Source organism: Pantoea cypripedii, from assembly GCF_002095535.1.
GTDB classification, from domain to species: Bacteria; Pseudomonadota; Gammaproteobacteria; order Enterobacterales; family Enterobacteriaceae; genus Pantoea; species Pantoea cypripedii.
Window position 1 is genome coordinate 391,153 of the sequence record NZ_MLJI01000002.1, and the last position, 15,431, is coordinate 406,583.

Consider the following 15,431-nt stretch of genomic DNA (forward strand, 5'->3'; position numbering starts at 1 on the left):
TGACTTATATGAAACTTCTTTGTCTTGATATCCCTCAGCCCGGTGCCACTATGGAGTTATATCAACCTCACATGCTTGACGAAGTCAAACATGGTTGGGAATTGTATAAAACAGGTATTGTCCGTGATATCTATTTTCGCCAGGATCGTCCAGGTGTAGCGATAATTGCCGAGTGTGAATCAATTGAGGCTGCGCGAGCTGCACTCGCAGGATTCCCTTTAGCAAAAGCAGGACTTATTGATTGGGATGTGATCCCATTGGGGCCATTCATAGGTTGGGAATCACTTTTTGCATCAGCGCAGAACTGATCTTCTTAATCGATGATAAACAGCATGTTTTTGAAGGTTTTATCATCAATATTCATTCTCTCTGTAAAACCATGAGGTTTTAAAAATGGCTGCAGATATTAAACCTATTCTGTGTGTGGTCACCAGTCATCCGATTCGAGGTGATAGTGGGGAACCAACAGGTTTTGCTCTTGTTGAATTGACGCATCCTTTGGAAGTCTTCGAAGCGGCTGGCATTCCAGTTGTAATTGCTTCTTTACGTGGCGGGCATCCACCTGTTGATTTTTTTGATCTCTCCGATCCAGTGAATGCTCGTTTTTGGAAAGATAAAACTTTCCGTGAAGCACTGGCAGATTCACGAATTCTTGGTGAGCTTAATCCTACCGATTATTCAGCGATCTTTTTCGCTGGAGGTCATGGCACAATGTGGGATTTTGCTCAGAACGTTGACGTGCAGCGCTTCATTCGGGAAATCTGGGAACAGGGTGGTATTGTGTCTGCCGTTTGTCATGGACCTGCCGCTCTTGTGAATGCAACTTTATCGGATGGCTCCTATCTCGTTTCTGGGAAGAAGGTTGCTGCATTTACTGATGAAGAAGAGGCTGAAGTCGGTTACACCAATGTGGTGCCTTACCTACTGGCCAGTACACTGAAGCAACGTGGTGCCCTCCATCAACCTGCCCCTAATTGGTCTCAGAATGTTGTCTCTGAAGGAAATCTGATAACGGGGCAAAACCCGGCATCTGCTCATGGTGTGGGAACGAAAGTTGTCGCGCAACTGTTAGAACGAGACTGATATTGAGATGGGTTAGGTCTTCGTTTCTGTAGGTTGGAGTGACCCCGTTTCCACAGACAGTCTCTGTCCTCACGGCGAGGCCTTCTCGAAGGCCTCCGGACTGACGCCTCCCAGGTGGCTGTGGCGCCGGGTCCGGTTGTAGAACACTTCGATATAATCAAAGATATCAGCCCGGGCCATGTCCCGGGTTTTATATATCCGCTTTCTGATGCGCTCTTTTTTCAGCGAGCTGAAGAAGGATTCTGTCACGGCATTATCCCAGCAGTTGCCGCGCCGGCTCATACTGGGTGACAGGTTATTAGCCTGGCAGAACCGTCGCCAGTCATCGCTGCCATATTGGCTACCCTGGACGCCCTTCTAAGAGTCAAGCCGTTACCGGGATGCTGTGGATCTGCCTGTTTTGATTTCTTAGTAATGTATAAACTTCGCGTGAGATATATCGTTTCAGGCACCGTATTGCTTCCATTTTTGTATGCTCTTCGGCTACTCGCCGTGCGACATATTCCTTTGTTTTTGTGTCAGTTCGTAATCGATCAATGGCGATGATATGGAGTGCACTATTCGCAGCACGATCTCCGCCCCGGTTAAGTCGGTAACGATTCGTTTTTCCCGAAGGGACAGGTACATGGCTGACACCACACAGTGCTGCAACTCCTGATTCAGAGCTGAGTCGTTGCGAATTGTCTCCGGCAGTGATCAGGAACTGCTAAGCACTTTCGTATCCAACAGCATTACGTCTAATCAGCTCAGGCGCCAGCTCGTCGACAATTGCCGCAATCATGACATCCAGATCAGCGATTTCGTCATGTAACTCGAGATAGCGTCGGGCCAGAGATTTTAATGCAATGCGAATGTTGAACCTAAGCAGAGATGACCGGGTTCGGGAAAAGTTGAGATGTCCGGCTGAGGCGAATTAGCCTGTCAAACTACAGTCTAATATGGAATGATTGGCAGATAAATTTGATTATTAAGGAAGCCAACTTTGAGGCATGAACTCTGGGTCGAGCCTGATGGATGCCAGACCTTTTGTCTGAGAGGTGTCCACGGAAATGCCGCAAGATCATTATTAGAACCCGGCGCAGAACTTGTATGGGAAGTCGAGGCTGCCAGCCATTTTGAAGCAATGACGCTTTATTATAAATATATGGACTGGGGGCAATATATGACGTCTTTTCCTGAACAGGATTGTAAAACTTATGGCGAACTGGGTTGGGAATAAAGCCGCTTAAAAAGCCGGGTTTAAGTATCTTTCTGCTCAAAAATTTCTTGGCTGCGGGTCTGTAAATCAAACAATGCTTCCAGTAAATCATCCTCATTGACTGCACGCTGCCGCTTTTTGGCTGGATCCTTCTTAGCGCTCCTGCGGCTTGGTCCGTTACCAGCCGGTAGTCCCTGAGAGCGTGTATTATCACGCTTGTCCTGCATCAGCTTAGCCACAGCCAGTGCGTGTCCAAGCCTCTTGTTGTCCACGATCGCACCCTGGTCAACCTCAGACAGCCGATCATAGGCAGAGTAGGGAAGCACCGTGCCGTGACTCCTCAGCTCAACGCGGCCGTCCGGGTACTGCCACGCATCCAGATATTTACCCATCGCGCGGCGGCTGTCATCGTTATCTTCCAGCAGCAACAGCATTTTATCGTAGCGGACCGTCAGCGATTTTGAGACCTTACGCGGCTCACGCCAGGTAAATATCTGATTGAGGTCGTCATCAGCATCGAGCGGCCGGTGAACATCAAAATCGTGCCTCGGTGCCTTCGCAAAACGGCGGTTATAGTCCGCCATAAACTCAGCGGCAAAGGCGTTAGCCGCGTCAGGCGTACTGATGCCATGCAGCCTGAGCTCCTTGACCAGCCGGTCCTGCAACGTGAGATGCGCACGCTCCACGCGGCCCTTGGCAGAGCTGGTGTTGGCGCAGATGCCGGTGATGTTCAGCTCGTTCATTGCTCGACCGAATTGCGTCTGACCGTCGCCTCCGGTCGCATTTTTATTGTTGATGCGGAACACACTGGCGCCTTGTCACTGTAAAACGCCAGCGGCTTGCCGTGCTGTTCCAGATAGCCGCGCGTGGCCTCGAAAAAGGTGAATGTGGACTCTGATTTTACAAAATGGAGCTGCATCAGGCGGCTGGTCGCATCATCGACGTAAACCAGCAGCGTGCAGGCCGGGCCGCGGTCTTCAAACCAGCGGTGGTCACAGCCATCTATCTGAATGAGTTCGCCGACGCAGGCGCGGCGACAGCGTGGCTGCTGGATCTTCGGTGCACGCAGTCTGCGGGGGATCCAGAGGCCGGAAAGTATCATCAGCTTACGCACCGTCTCTTTAGATAATACCACGCCGTGAAGTTCGGCCAGCTTTTCGCAGGCCAGCGTCGGACCAAAGTCAGCATAACGTTCGCGGATGATCTGAATGGCATGTTCAGCGAGGCCTTCGGGCAGCTGATAGTTGCTGGGCTTGCCGCGCCGCTGGTCAGCCATGCCGAGCGAGCCGTCTTCACGGTAACGCTGAAGCAGGCGGCGGCACTGTCTGTCGGAGATCCCGAGACGTTCTGCGGCGAGATGTGTGGTGAGCCGCCGGTCAATAACGTCCTGGATCATTTTAAGCCGGTTAACTTCATTCATCGTAAAAAACTCCGCACCAGAAGCTGTCATAACAGGTCCTCAGCAGGTTGCCCGTACGACATTAGCGCTTTGGAGTAACAGCAAATGTTAAAGCTAAGCAGAGATGGCCGGGTTCAGGCAAACCTCAGATGTCCGATTGTTATCAGAGAAGGGTTATTTTTTAACAGGATTAACCCTCTGACTTGAGGGTTGATGAAAATTAATAATTAGCTTTAAAAAGTACTTAACTATTCCGGAAGGATAAGCGAGTTAAGGATGTGGTCCTGCCAAATACCATTTATTTTCAGATAAGATTGTGCATAACCTTCTTTTACAAAGCCCAGACTACTCAGAGTCTTATTGCTGCGTAAATTATCAGAAAGATGATTAGCCATTATTCTATGGATGTTATACTTATCATGAACATAGGAGATAGATTCTTTCAGCGCTTCATGCATCAAGCCCTTACCTTGATAAGCCTGGTCGATTGAAAATCCTAGATAGCATGCCTGAAAAACACCGAATATAAAGTTGGTGAAATTTATATTACCTATAATTTTGTTATCATCTTTTAAGGTGAAAACCATAAGGATGCACTTTCTTTCTTCATAATCGAGTAGCGCATTACTGATCCTTTCAGCTACGCTATTGATTGTGAAATATTCGTCATTTCGCAGTGGTTCAAAGGGTGCGAAGTTGGCTCTGTTATCAAGTAAGTAACGCTGAAAACTGACTGAATGGTCTAAGGTCAGCAAATATACATCGGTCCGTTCAGTAGAAAATAACTTCATCTTTCATCCTTGTTAATTTCGGTATCGCTCTGATTGTATTGATAAATACTTCAACTTCCAAATATCTCCTAGCCTCGCGTCTGTAAATCAATCATCGCCTCCAGTAAATCATCCTCATTAACCGCCCGTTGCCGCTTTTTAGTAGGATCTTTCTTCGCGCTCCTGCGGCTTGGTCCGTTACCGGCCGGAAGTCCCTGCGAGCGCGTATTATCACGCTTGTCCTGCATCAGCTTAGCCACGGCCAGCGCGTGTCCAAGCCGTTTATTATCAACGATCGCACCCTGGTCAACTTCAGACAGCCGGTCGTAGGCAGAGTAGGGAAGCACCGTGCCGTGACTCCTGAGTTCAACGCGGCCATCCGGGTACTGCCAGGCATCCAGATACTTGCCCATCGCGCGGCGGCTGTCATCGTTATCCTCAAGCAGCAACAGCATTTTATCGTAGCGGACCGTCAGCGCCTTCGAAACCTTGCGCGGTTCGCGCCAGGTAAATATCTGGTTCAGGTTGTCGTCAGCATCGAGCGGACGGTGCACGTCAAAATCATGCCTCGGTGCCTTCGCGAAACGCCGGTTGTAGTCCGCCATAAACTCAGCGGCAAAGGCGTTAGCCGCGTCGGGCGTACTGATGTCACGCAGCCTGAGCTCCTTAACCAGCCGGTCCTGCAACGTGAGGTGCGCACGCTCCACGCGGCCCTTGGCAGAGCTGGTGTTGGCGCAGATGCCGGTGATGTTCAGCTCGTTCATCGCGCGACCGAACTGCGTCTGACCGTCGCCGCCAGACGCATTTTTATTGTTGATACGGAACACGCTGGCCTTGTCGCTGTAAAACGCCAGCGGCTTGCCGTGCTGCTCCAGGTAGCCGCGCGTGGCTTCAAAGTAGGTGAACGTGGACTCGGAGCGGACGAAGTGAAGTTGCATCAGGCGGCTGGTCGCGTCATCCACGTAAACCAGCAACGTACAGGCCGGGCCACGTTCCTCAAACCAGCGGTGATCGCAGCCGTCGATCTGTATCAGTTCGCCAACGCACGCGCGGCGGTAACGTGGTTGCTGGATTTTTGGCGCACGATGCCTGCGCGGGATCCAGAGGCCAGACTGCATCATCAGCTTGCGCACAGTCTCTTTAGACAGCGTCACGCCGTGCAGCTCAGTCAGCTTCTCGCAGGCCAGCGTCGGGCCAAAATCAGCGTAGCGTTCGCGGATGATCTGAATCGCACGTTCAGCCAGTCCATCAGGGAGCTGGTAGTTGCTGGGCTTACCGCGCCGCCGATCAGCCATACCCAGCGGACCGTCTGTACGATAGCGCTGAAGCAGGCGACGGCAGTGCCTGTCGGAAATACCGAGGCGTTCAGCAGCGAGATGGGTTGTCAGCCGCCGGTCGACAACGTCCTGAATAACTTTAAGCCGGTTAACTTCGTTCATCGTGAAAAACTCCGCACCAGAAGCCGTCATAGCAGGTCCTCAGCAGATTACCCGAAGCGGCCAGTTAAGCTTAGCTCAGAACGGCCAGGTCAGCTTTGCCTCTATAGATAAAATACGGGTAACGTGAATTATGTTAAATATGGAATTTCGAGACGCATCAGCTTACTGTTGATGCCGTGGTGAAAGGCATACAAATCCATAAGGTGAGTTCACCAAATACTTACCTATGAACCATATCCTTCTCAGTTAATGAAATGATCACGCCATCAATGGCACACCGCCCGGATTTTCAGTGAATGCCAGTCTGAATATCAATCATAAAAACGAGGAGTGTATGGAGACGATAGCCCATTCATGCAGCCTGACATTATAGATATCAGAAATTTAATGAATGTGGCCAACGTAGCCACCTGCGAATGAGCAGTGACCAAACGTCGCGAGGGCTAGCTGTCATAGCCAGCGGAAGAAGACGATGACATCGCTGTACAGGCTCAGTTTAGGGCGGGCGATCAGCGTTCTGCATAATTCTGGCCTGCACCTCACAGGCCAGACGTATGCGCTATGTGTTAATACTGCTCAATGTCAAAGGAGACGCCCTGACGAGGGTTACCATTCATGGTGATAATGTTCAGCAATGCACGATCACCTGACAGGGCCGAGAATTTTTGTCTCAGGTGGCGCCTTAGCGGGTCGCTAGCCGTCGTCAGCACCAGCCCAAGCCCCTTCTCCTGCATCGTCAGCATCCTGAAAATGTCCGTCATGGCTACCCGGTTCATATCATCCAAGTGGGCGACAGGCTCGTCAAGGAAGAAGGTACCGCCCAAGGTCCTTGCTCTGGCAAGATACAGGGATAGCGCAAGATCCTGCCGCTGCCCCTGACTGAAATAATCCTGCGTAATAAGTTCATCATCCGCTTTGTTACCTGTCAGCGCCCGCCATCTCAGCTTGCCGTCCTTTGCCACTTTCAGTCCGTCGTAAACTTCATTGGCATGCATTCGTGAAAACATCTCCGAAGCAGGATCGATGAGATTCTGAAGACTGAGGCTGGTCAGACGTTCGATTTCGGATGCGAGCTCATCACGGGCCAGCTCACCTTCCCGCTTTCTGCGTGCGTGTTCATCCAACCTGCGCTCAAGCGTCTCAATGCTGGAGTGAAGCGATACCGTGCGGGCATTAGTTCTCTTCAGATCCACGGCCGTCTGAGCCTTTGCATAGAGCGTCTCTAAGTGATTCAGGCGGTTCTGCATGCCTGCATGCACCTCCTCACACTGGATCAGATTAGTTTTTGTCAGGTCTGCTGTGCTGACTTTCCGCCACTGAGTCTGGATGAACTGAAGGTCCGCAAGAACAGCAACAAGCTGCTGTTCTGCGGTCGTGATGTGTTGCAGTCTTTGAGAGACGTCTTCCCCGGTCTGCTTCAGCCCCATTTCGGATGCCTGCTGCGCCAGCCGAGCCGTCTGGAGGGCGATGTCAGTATCATCTTTCATCTCCGCCAGAGAAGACTGCACCAACTGGCACCTGTCGTAGACGGATAATTCGACGACTGCGTCTGTACCCGTTTTCAGAAATGCTTCCGCGGTAAGTAGATTCTCCCTGAACGCCGCATAACGTGCTGACAGACCCAGGTGAGCGATAAACTGAGATAACTTTTCGGGTGACGATGAGGTTATTCCGCTCTCCTCAAAAAAGACACTATTGCAATGCGCCCTGAATGCCTCACTGAGCCTGCGATCCGCCGCGGTAATTGATGCTGAACAGGCTTCTGCATCACGCAACAAGCCTTCCTTTTCCTTTAACATCACTTCCATGCTCGCATAATCACTGCGCATTTGCTCAAGCTGTAAATTCAGCGCCTGCGCCTCAGGGGAAAGCCTGTCGCTGGCAGTGCGTAACGCCGTTAATAAACGTTCATTTTTAATCCAGTCATGCGTGCAGAGCGGGCAACAGCTCCCCTGTCCCCGACTGACAAGCTGCAATCCCAGTGCGTGCAGTTCAGCGGTCTGATCATCCAGCGCCCTGACCGAGGATGTCAATCGCTTCAGTTCATCCGCTGCCAGTTGTGTTTTAACACGTAATGCAACCACCTCATCCCGCGACACACGCCTGATGCGCGACTGCCATTCCTCACGGATTTGTCCGGAAACATAAACACTGCGCGCCACCTCTAGGTAGCGGCTCAGCTCTTCGTGATAGCCCTGCAATACGCCAGACGGAATACCCTTCTCAAAATAGTTTTCAAGCAGCTGCGTATCCGTGAAACGGAGATTTCCGCTGGTGCCCGTCTGCTGCATTATCTGAGCAAAATCCTGCGCTAGGGTGTCCTGCGCAGCTATCCATTTCATTCGCGTTTCAAGGTCCCGAACCTGACCGTCGTCGCGCTGTTTTTGCTCCCCAGCATGCTGATGCTTCTGGCTGGCATCCTGCCATGCAGTGCGATGCGCATGGATTCGGGTGCGTAGCTGCAGCTCCTCTCCGGAGGCATGCTCAAAGGCTTCCCATCGAGAGGACACCTCAAGACAGACGGCTCCGTAACCTTCCGTCTCACGTCTGTATTTCGCAATATCCGTTTGTGCACGCTCAAGGAAAGTTTCATGATTTGAACTGTCCTGCCCGGAATCCAGGCTGACGGCAAGCTGCGAAATCAGCTCAGCCGCATCTGATGCAGGTTCATTTGCTTTTTCAGCCTCATCGACGGCGCGGAGCTCTTCGCGGAGACGGTCTAGCCGCTGTGTCAGCTGGCTGACACCGGGCAGATACTGGAGATAACTGTTGATGGACTGCTGTAGGGGTATGAGATGTCCGTACCCCAGAATGTTGGCAAAGACCTGTGAACGCTGATCGGCTTGCGATTCATCCACCAACAGGGATAAGGCATTAGAATAAAGCCACCGGCTATTGCGAAGCCAAGCCTGCTTTGTCAGGACCGCCTGGGGACGGTTCTTGCCCGCACCAATTTCCTCCGGAGAAAGCAGGCTAAGAAGAGACAGGGTGTTGCATTGAGTGATGACCTGTCCGTCGTACTTCTCCAGTCCCTTCAGCGTGCGCTTTAACCGGTACTGCTGACCGCTAATAATGCAGTCTGCGGCAACAAAGGTTTCTCCATCTCCCCACTTACAGGTAAGCGAACTTTCTGAAACGTCTGGTAATGTGCCCGTCAGTAACCATTCCACCGCCTGACAAAGCGTGCTTTTTCCCGTACCATTTGCGGCATAAATAACTGTCAGCCCCGTGTTAAGCGGAATGGTCACCTCTCCGGGTATGCCCCTAAACCGGCTGATCGTCACGTTTAATATCTGAAGATTATACATCGCCGCTCTCCCACTTACTTCCATGGTTCAGGGCGATAGCACGCGGGGAATTTCCCGACTCAAATTCAGCCAGAAGCGCTTGCGTGCTGCCTGTGACCCTCAGGTCTCCGGCAGCGATCTCCCGCTGCTCCAGCGGTGCAAGCCCCAGCATTGTGACGCGACCGGTGCGTTTCCACTCCCCATTTTCCATCCACACGAAATGCTTTCTGACCAGACGGGTATTCTGCTCAACTTTTGTAATCAGGCCATCAGGTACACCGTGAACTGACGGCATCGCATATATTACGCTTGCATCGATGACCCTACCCGTGCCTTCACGAACCCGGGCCATCGCGTCCGCAATCTTCTCGCTGACGATCAATTCTCTTTCCATCTGCTCAGGCTTCGCGTTTAAAGGCCACAGCAGCATGCAGGCATATTCGGATTCCCAGTAAAGACTGCCTTCAGACATACCCGCAAGGTATTCCACCGGCAATGTTTTCCTGAAGAATCCGGCAAAGGTCGCTTTTGCTTCAAATTCAGCAATCAGACTATCCATTTTTTACCGTCCATAAACTACTCAGATAGCGCTCAAGCTCAGCCGGATCGTCATTTCGCGTCCGGCTGAGCAGAGGATTAAGGGGGAAAAGCCAGGCTCTGCGCGTTGAACGTGGCGCAGCGAAAGAATCAGCCTCCGCCGCTGGTTCAGCAATATTGGCGCGAGTCAGATCCTGTCGGATTGAACGACCGTGTGAAGGCAGGTCCTCTTCCACATCAGCAAACACGCTCAGATCGCAATGCTCCCCCCCATCCTGTATCCACCGGGTCAGTATTGCGTCAACCTGTGTGTCACTCATTTCATCAGGTAACCATCCCATCACGGACTCAGGTGTCCCCACACCGTTCCATAAAAGATGACCCGTCACGGCTTGATTACCATTCCAGCTGACGCTGGGGTGCATTGAAAGGTAGCTTAGCGCTCTGATCACTTTACGCATGCCTCGGCGCTGTTGAAGGAATGTGTTCACCTGCGGATAGACATAAGACCTGGGCCCGCTCAGTGCATAATGAACAAAATAGCCGGCATATGGGGGTTTACATGTCACGAGCGCGTGCCGAAATGCATTCACCCCCTCCTGTATAAGGCATTGCGGGGGGTCAGTGAAGGGATCCAGCAGCACCCGCTGAAGCTCAAGCTGTATACCATCACCTACCTCGTAAAAACACCCATTGAGCCATTGCCACATGTAACAGGATGTCGCGGTAAATTCATCGTTCTCCGAATATAGCCGGAGGCAGAACATCGCACAGGTCACGCCCTTATCCCGGATTAACAGGGCAGGTATCGGCCCTTTGTCGGCGTGCAAAAGATCATTACCTGCACTGGCTGGGTAAATGCCTGAGGCATAACGTATGCCGTCCGTAATCTCCACCTGTGACTGATGGCAGAAAATGACCCCTAGAAAACGCTTCTGACGCAGGTTCTCAAAACGGCGGATTTGTGCGTTAAAACACTCCTGCGTCAGTGCACAGGATGAAGAGACCAGAAGAACGTTGGGCCGTCGGCGGCCGTCATCAGCAATACTCAGGGAGAGACGGTCATCCAGTACTGTGCAGGAAGAACCGGCAGGGGTGTAATAATCAGTGTTCAGAACGGGCCAGAGATTGACGTCATTAAACGCAAGGCGAAGCGCGCGCCCTGCATAGCTCAGCGAGTCATCGCAGTCGCAGGTTTCCAGTAAAATAAATCGGTGAATATCGCCCGCGCCGGACTTTGCCCAGCACCAGCCCGCCTGATATTGAGCCCTTTCTGGAAAAAGCCCTACGCTATCAGCACAAAGCCACCCGTCGTTTTTCCAGGTGTTTAGCACGGCGCCGGACACGATACCGCAGCCGGCCTGTAAAATAACGGTGCCCTGAAAGTCACTGATAAGCGTGTCAATGGAGCACAGATCAGCAGGGTCAAACGCATTCGCGGGGCAGACCAGCATGACCGGATAATTTCCGGCCACCTCAGGCATTTTCTCTTTGAGGAAATCACCCAGCATACGCACAGATATCTTTTCGCCCGCCGGAAAAATAAAAGCGTTTAGACGCCCTGCAGATAACAGGTTTTCATTTCCGTAATGGGTATAAACGTTTTCCGCATGCTTGGCGCGTACATCCGCCGCGATAGCACCCTCCGGATAAACCTCACGGAAAAAATCCAGAACGCTCTTTTAGAGAAAAAAACCACTTCACGGCGAAAGTAGATGCCCATGAGGTTGTCGGACGCACGCACAAGTGGCGAGAGCGATTCACGGGTGTAAAGCTTAATATTCAGCCGCTCAAACTGCAGATGCACCATGTCATATAATGCCTGACCGGTTTTTTCCTTAAGCAGCTGGGAATTGCTGAGTAACGCATATTTGTTCCTGACGGCAACTAGTGCTTTAAGGTAATCCGTTTTCCGATTGATGAAATCGTCCAGCGCAGTAGTGTTTCGCTGGAAATATTGCAGTGTTTCACCGTTGACATTATCAGAAACCACCAGAATATAGCGAAACGGCAGACCGTCAGGAGGAAGCAAATCTTTTATTAGCAGACTGCGCAGACAGATTTTTATCCACTCATCGCGTACTTCAGGCATGGTAAACGCTTTTGAACTGTAGCGTTTGCACTGCACGATTCCCGCGATCACACGGTCTTTCATTAGCTGTACGTCGATGCCGTGATCAGAGCCATCATTAATCCGAAAGGCCGTATCATACCAGTCCCAGGTCGCCTCACCTTTTTTCTCATCAAACAAATCCCGGATGATTAATTCGAATGCTCTGGGGTCAAGATTGCCAAAAGGCAACTGTCCGCAGTCATTAGCATAAATCTCCAGGGCGTTCTCGTGAGCCAGTGCCCTCTCCTGATCATCGTCTTTATCGCTGTAAATATGAATACTGGCGTCCATTCACCATCCCTCAAACAACGTCGTTACTATTTTCTAGCATTTTAAGATACTTTACTCCTAGTTAAGCCGGGCACAAAGCCTGAAAAACTAACAATTCATCGCGATCATTCATGGGGTATTGACCGCACACCACAGTTTAATTCCTGCCAGTGCCATCCCGAGGGATGGGGTCCGGACGCAAAAAAACACTCGCCGCGCCTGCTGAATCAGTGGAGAAGGCGTGATTAAACATCATTTTAAGGAATTTCAGGTGTATGGTAGCTGCTCAATCTAAAATGCCCTCTTCAATCATGCCGCCCAGCCTGTGAGCCAGTATTCACATCGGATAGTGCTATGTTAAATCAATACTTTGGAACGCTTTTGGGTCAAACCTTTGAGGGGCCGGGCGCCGTGACTCACCTGTCACCCTCTCCGTCCGGGCAAATAAGGCCGTCGAAATCGATTCACGATTCCAGCTCACAAGTAAATAAGTCAACAGAATCCGTTAATCCGTTATTCGTTACTTCCAGCTCTTTTATCAGTAAAGCGTTGGTTTAAATTCAAGGGCTGAAAACGTATATAGTCATAACGTATTGAATCGTAATTGCCAACACTTATTAATCGCAAATGGCAACACTCAAGCAATAAATGATGGCCGGAGGGTGCGCAATGTTGAATGAATAATATCAGCAACTATTAATATCAGATAAATTTAATTTCGACGGCATTCTTAATCTTTATTATATTTAAAATAAGCGCACCGTGAGATGGATTAACACCACTTTTTATATGAATCAAAATATACTTGTTATTTTCCTGCTCAAACAGATTACCTTTAATTAGTTTGTCCCTTGCTCTTCAACACCTTCAAGTGTGGATCAGTGATTACGATCCTAACTTCATATAATAGGATTTATATGAAGTTAGGATCCTCAGGAGGATCCGGGTATGATGACGTGGGTGGCGGGATTATCATGACCTGGTACTGATACCACTGCTCACAAATAAGGCAGCGCTACGTAAAATCTGCAGGGGTCTTCCCAGCAAAGGAAGCCAGAATTTACGTAGCGACGCCATCAGCTGGATCGCACATAAAACGGACAATATGACAGACATAACCTCCACTTTGGCCTTGTTACCTGTAGAGGACGGCGACATTGCCGATCGGTTACGCGAATTTGTCCGGGACAGAGAGGCTTTTTCATCCAATACCTGGAATCAGCTGCTGAGCGTGATGCGGATCTGCAGCCGCTGGGCCGCTGAACATGGGCGCTGCTTTCTGCCTATGTCACCCGCCGACCTGCGCGATTACCTTCATCATCTGCAATCGATCGGCCGTGCCTCTTCCACCATTGGCACGCACGCGGCGCTGATATCTATGTTACACCGTAACGCTGGACTTGTGCCCCCGGGAACCTCCCCGCTGATTTTCCGTGCCGTTAAGAAAATCAACCGCACGGCGGTCATCTCCGGTGAACGTGCGGGACAGGCTATTCCCTTCCGCATCGGCGACCTGCTGACCCTTGACCGGAAATGGACTGGATCCTCCCGCCTGATGCAGGTCCGTGACCTGGCCTTTCTTCATGTGGCCTATGCGACGCTGCTGCGCCTCAGTGAGCTTGGCCGGTTGCGTGTTCGGGACGTCGCGCGTGCTGCCGACGGGCGTATTCTTCTTGACGTGGCCTGGACCAAAACCATCGTAATGACCGGCGGTTTAATCAAGGCTCTGGGAGAGCTGTCTTCTCAGCGGCTGACTGAATGGCTGACCATATCGGGGCTGATATCCGAGCCGGATGCTTTCATCTTCGGACCGGTACACCGTTCCAATAAGGCAACCGTCATTACGGCTGAGCCGCTTTCAACGCGGGCACTGGAAGATATTTTTATCCGGGCCTGGCGTGAGGCCGGCCCGGAGCATGGTGCCCGGCCGAACAAAAACCGCTACCGCGGATGGACCGGACACAGCACCCGAGTGGGTGCTGCAGTGGACATGGCGGCGAAAAAGTACAGTACAGCGCAGATTATGCAGGAAGGTACGTGGAAAAAACCGGAAACGGTGATGCGCTATATCCGGCACGTCGATGCTCACAGCGGTGCGATGGTTGATTTCATGGATTCATATTCAGTTGCGTGAATACGGGGAATAAGCTGCTTCTGCCCGGATGCAGGTGATCCAGACTCACTGTGATACCATAGAGTTTCCAGTCTGGATGGATCTGATTATGAAAAAGCCGACACCTGTACCGCATGACGCGGCCTTTAAGGCGTTCCTGACGCAACCTGACACAGCCAGAGATTTTATCGATTTACATCTGCCTGCTGAGCTGCGCGCAATTTGCGATCTGAGCACGCTTAAACTTGAGTCTGGCAGTTTTGTTGAGGAAAACCTCCGCGCTTACTATAGCGACGTACTCTACAGTCTGAAAACGACCGCAGGCGATGGCTACATACAGGTACTCATTGAACACCAGTCCACACCTGATAAGCACATGGCATTCCGTCTGATGCGATATGCGGTGGCTGCTATGCAGCGTCATCTTGATGCTGGCCATAAAAAGCTGCCGCTTGTTATTCCGGTACTGTTCTATACCGGTAAGCGCAGCCCGTATCCGTTTTCTACCGACTGGCTGCAGGAGTTTGACGATCCGGAGCTTGCAGGGCGTCTCTACGGGAGTTCGTTCCCTCTGGTAGATGTCACTGTAATCCCTGATGATGACATCATGAACCACCGAAGCATGGCAGCGCTTACCCTGTTGCAGAAGCACATTCATCGGCGTGATCTGGCCGACCTGCTGGACAGGCTGGCGGTCACTTTACTGACCGGCCATCTGACGGGACAGCAGCTGATTTCGCTGATAAACTACCTGGTACAGGCGGGAGAGACTGATGACGCCGAAACCTTCATACGTAATCTGGCGCAGAGAGTGCCACAGCATGAGGATGAACTGATGACAATTGCACAGCAGCTTGAACAGAAGGGTATTGAGAAAGGCCGCCAGGAAGGTATGCAAATGGGTGAAGAAAAAGGGAGGCTGGAAGGCAAATTAGAAGGTAAATTGGAAGTGGCCAGCAAGTTAATCAAAACCGGTATGTCTCTTCAGTCAGTAAAGGAAATTACCGGACTGTCAGATGAAGACCTGGCTCAGATCCGTCACTGATGTTGTGACGGCTTAGCTGGTGTATAGAACACAGCGTGAGAGCAAACTTGCTGCTATTACTGAGCATCAGTTATGCAATCTCAGGCCTCACTGAACATGCTCGTCTACATTTTAAATCTTAAAATTTCCCCCTCTTCCGTATCTCGTTGGTCAGACTCATGCCTCTTTGAACCGTAA

Annotated in this window: 11 protein-coding genes and 3 pseudogenes; 5 read left to right on the forward strand and 9 right to left on the reverse strand. The window is 51.1% G+C overall.

The window, feature by feature from the left end:
• The first annotated feature begins 8 nt into the window (after nucleotides 1-8).
• The gene (locus tag HA50_RS23020; protein ID WP_084879149.1) at nucleotides 9-308 is read left to right on the forward strand and encodes a YciI family protein; all 300 of its coding nucleotides are present in this window, start codon (nucleotides 9-11) and stop codon (nucleotides 306-308) included.
• 85 nt (nucleotides 309-393) lie between these two features.
• The gene (locus HA50_RS23025; RefSeq protein WP_084879150.1) at nucleotides 394-1,083 is read left to right on the forward strand and encodes a type 1 glutamine amidotransferase domain-containing protein; all 690 of its coding nucleotides are present in this window, start codon (nucleotides 394-396) and stop codon (nucleotides 1,081-1,083) included.
• Nucleotides 1,084-1,152: 69 nt separating this feature from the next.
• Here the strand turns inward: HA50_RS23025 and HA50_RS23030 are convergent.
• Nucleotides 1,153-1,431, reverse strand: a pseudogene (locus tag HA50_RS23030) (IS3 family transposase); the annotation flags it as partial.
• Nucleotides 1,432-1,447: 16 nt separating this feature from the next.
• Nucleotides 1,448-1,933, reverse strand: a pseudogene (locus HA50_RS23035) (transposase); the annotation flags it as partial.
• A 132-nt stretch (nucleotides 1,934-2,065) separates the two neighbouring features.
• On the opposite strand from HA50_RS23035, the gene HA50_RS23040 reads away from it, so the two are divergent.
• A complete protein-coding gene (locus tag HA50_RS23040) occupies nucleotides 2,066-2,302 on the forward strand; it encodes a hypothetical protein (RefSeq protein ID WP_084879151.1) in 237 nt (78 codons plus the stop codon).
• 20 nt (nucleotides 2,303-2,322) lie between these two features.
• On the opposite strand, the pseudogene HA50_RS23045 reads toward HA50_RS23040, so the two are convergent.
• From HA50_RS23045 to HA50_RS31795, 7 genes and pseudogenes are all read right to left on the reverse strand, one after another.
• Nucleotides 2,323-3,731, reverse strand: a pseudogene (locus tag HA50_RS23045) (ISNCY family transposase).
• A gap of 197 nt (nucleotides 3,732-3,928) precedes the next feature.
• The gene (locus HA50_RS23050) at nucleotides 3,929-4,471 is read right to left on the reverse strand and encodes a GNAT family N-acetyltransferase (RefSeq protein ID WP_084879152.1); all 543 of its coding nucleotides are present in this window, start codon (nucleotides 4,469-4,471) and stop codon (nucleotides 3,929-3,931) included.
• Nucleotides 4,472-4,539: 68 nt separating this feature from the next.
• A complete protein-coding gene (locus tag HA50_RS23055) occupies nucleotides 4,540-5,919 on the reverse strand; it encodes an ISNCY family transposase (RefSeq protein WP_084879153.1) in 1,380 nt (459 codons plus the stop codon).
• Between the two features lie 536 nt (nucleotides 5,920-6,455).
• On the reverse strand, nucleotides 6,456-9,197 hold the full coding sequence (locus HA50_RS23060; protein WP_244193644.1) for an AAA family ATPase: 2,742 nt from the start codon (nucleotides 9,195-9,197) through the stop codon (nucleotides 6,456-6,458).
• A complete protein-coding gene (locus HA50_RS23065; RefSeq protein ID WP_084879155.1) occupies nucleotides 9,190-9,735 on the reverse strand; it encodes a hypothetical protein in 546 nt (181 codons plus the stop codon). The genes HA50_RS23060 and HA50_RS23065 overlap by 8 nt, the downstream gene beginning before the upstream one ends.
• Nucleotides 9,728-11,224, reverse strand: a complete 1,497-nt coding sequence (locus HA50_RS31790) for an ABC-three component system protein (protein WP_244193645.1) — start codon at nucleotides 11,222-11,224, stop codon at nucleotides 9,728-9,730. Before HA50_RS31790 ends, HA50_RS23065 begins: the two co-directional genes overlap by 8 nt.
• Nucleotides 11,225-11,265: 41 nt before the next feature.
• Nucleotides 11,266-12,117: a restriction endonuclease gene (locus HA50_RS31795; RefSeq protein WP_244193646.1), complete on the reverse strand. Its 852-nt coding sequence runs from the start codon at nucleotides 12,115-12,117 to the stop codon at nucleotides 11,266-11,268.
• 1,084 nt (nucleotides 12,118-13,201) lie between these two features.
• Between HA50_RS31795 and HA50_RS23075 the strand changes: the two genes are divergently transcribed.
• Nucleotides 13,202-14,230 (forward strand): tyrosine-type recombinase/integrase, encoded by a 1,029-nt coding sequence (locus HA50_RS23075; RefSeq protein WP_084879156.1) that lies wholly within the window; start codon nucleotides 13,202-13,204, stop codon nucleotides 14,228-14,230.
• Nucleotides 14,231-14,315: 85 nt separating this feature from the next.
• Nucleotides 14,316-15,254, forward strand: a complete 939-nt coding sequence (locus HA50_RS23080; RefSeq protein WP_167379263.1) for an Rpn family recombination-promoting nuclease/putative transposase — start codon at nucleotides 14,316-14,318, stop codon at nucleotides 15,252-15,254.
• The last annotated feature ends 177 nt before the right edge of the window (nucleotides 15,255-15,431 follow it).

Bases quoted from the DNA above. Each gene is read 5' to 3' on its own strand.
- HA50_RS23020 (WP_084879149.1), top strand. From the start codon at position 9: ATGAAACTTCTTTGTCTTGATATCCCTCAGCCCGGTGCCACTATGGAG.
- HA50_RS23025 (WP_084879150.1), top strand. From the start codon at position 394: ATGGCTGCAGATATTAAACCTATTCTGTGTGTGGTCACCAGTCATCCG.
- HA50_RS23050 (WP_084879152.1), bottom strand. From the start codon at position 4,471: ATGAAGTTATTTTCTACTGAACGGACCGATGTATATTTGCTGACCTTA.
- HA50_RS23055 (WP_084879153.1), bottom strand. From the start codon at position 5,919: ATGACGGCTTCTGGTGCGGAGTTTTTCACGATGAACGAAGTTAACCGG.
- HA50_RS23060 (WP_244193644.1), bottom strand. From the start codon at position 9,197: ATGTATAATCTTCAGATATTAAACGTGACGATCAGCCGGTTTAGGGGC.
- HA50_RS23065 (WP_084879155.1), bottom strand. From the start codon at position 9,735: ATGGATAGTCTGATTGCTGAATTTGAAGCAAAAGCGACCTTTGCCGGA.
- HA50_RS31790 (WP_244193645.1), bottom strand. From the start codon at position 11,224: ATGCTGGGTGATTTCCTCAAAGAGAAAATGCCTGAGGTGGCCGGAAAT.
- HA50_RS31795 (WP_244193646.1), bottom strand. From the start codon at position 12,117: ATGGACGCCAGTATTCATATTTACAGCGATAAAGACGATGATCAGGAG.
- HA50_RS23075 (WP_084879156.1), top strand. From the start codon at position 13,202: ATGACAGACATAACCTCCACTTTGGCCTTGTTACCTGTAGAGGACGGC.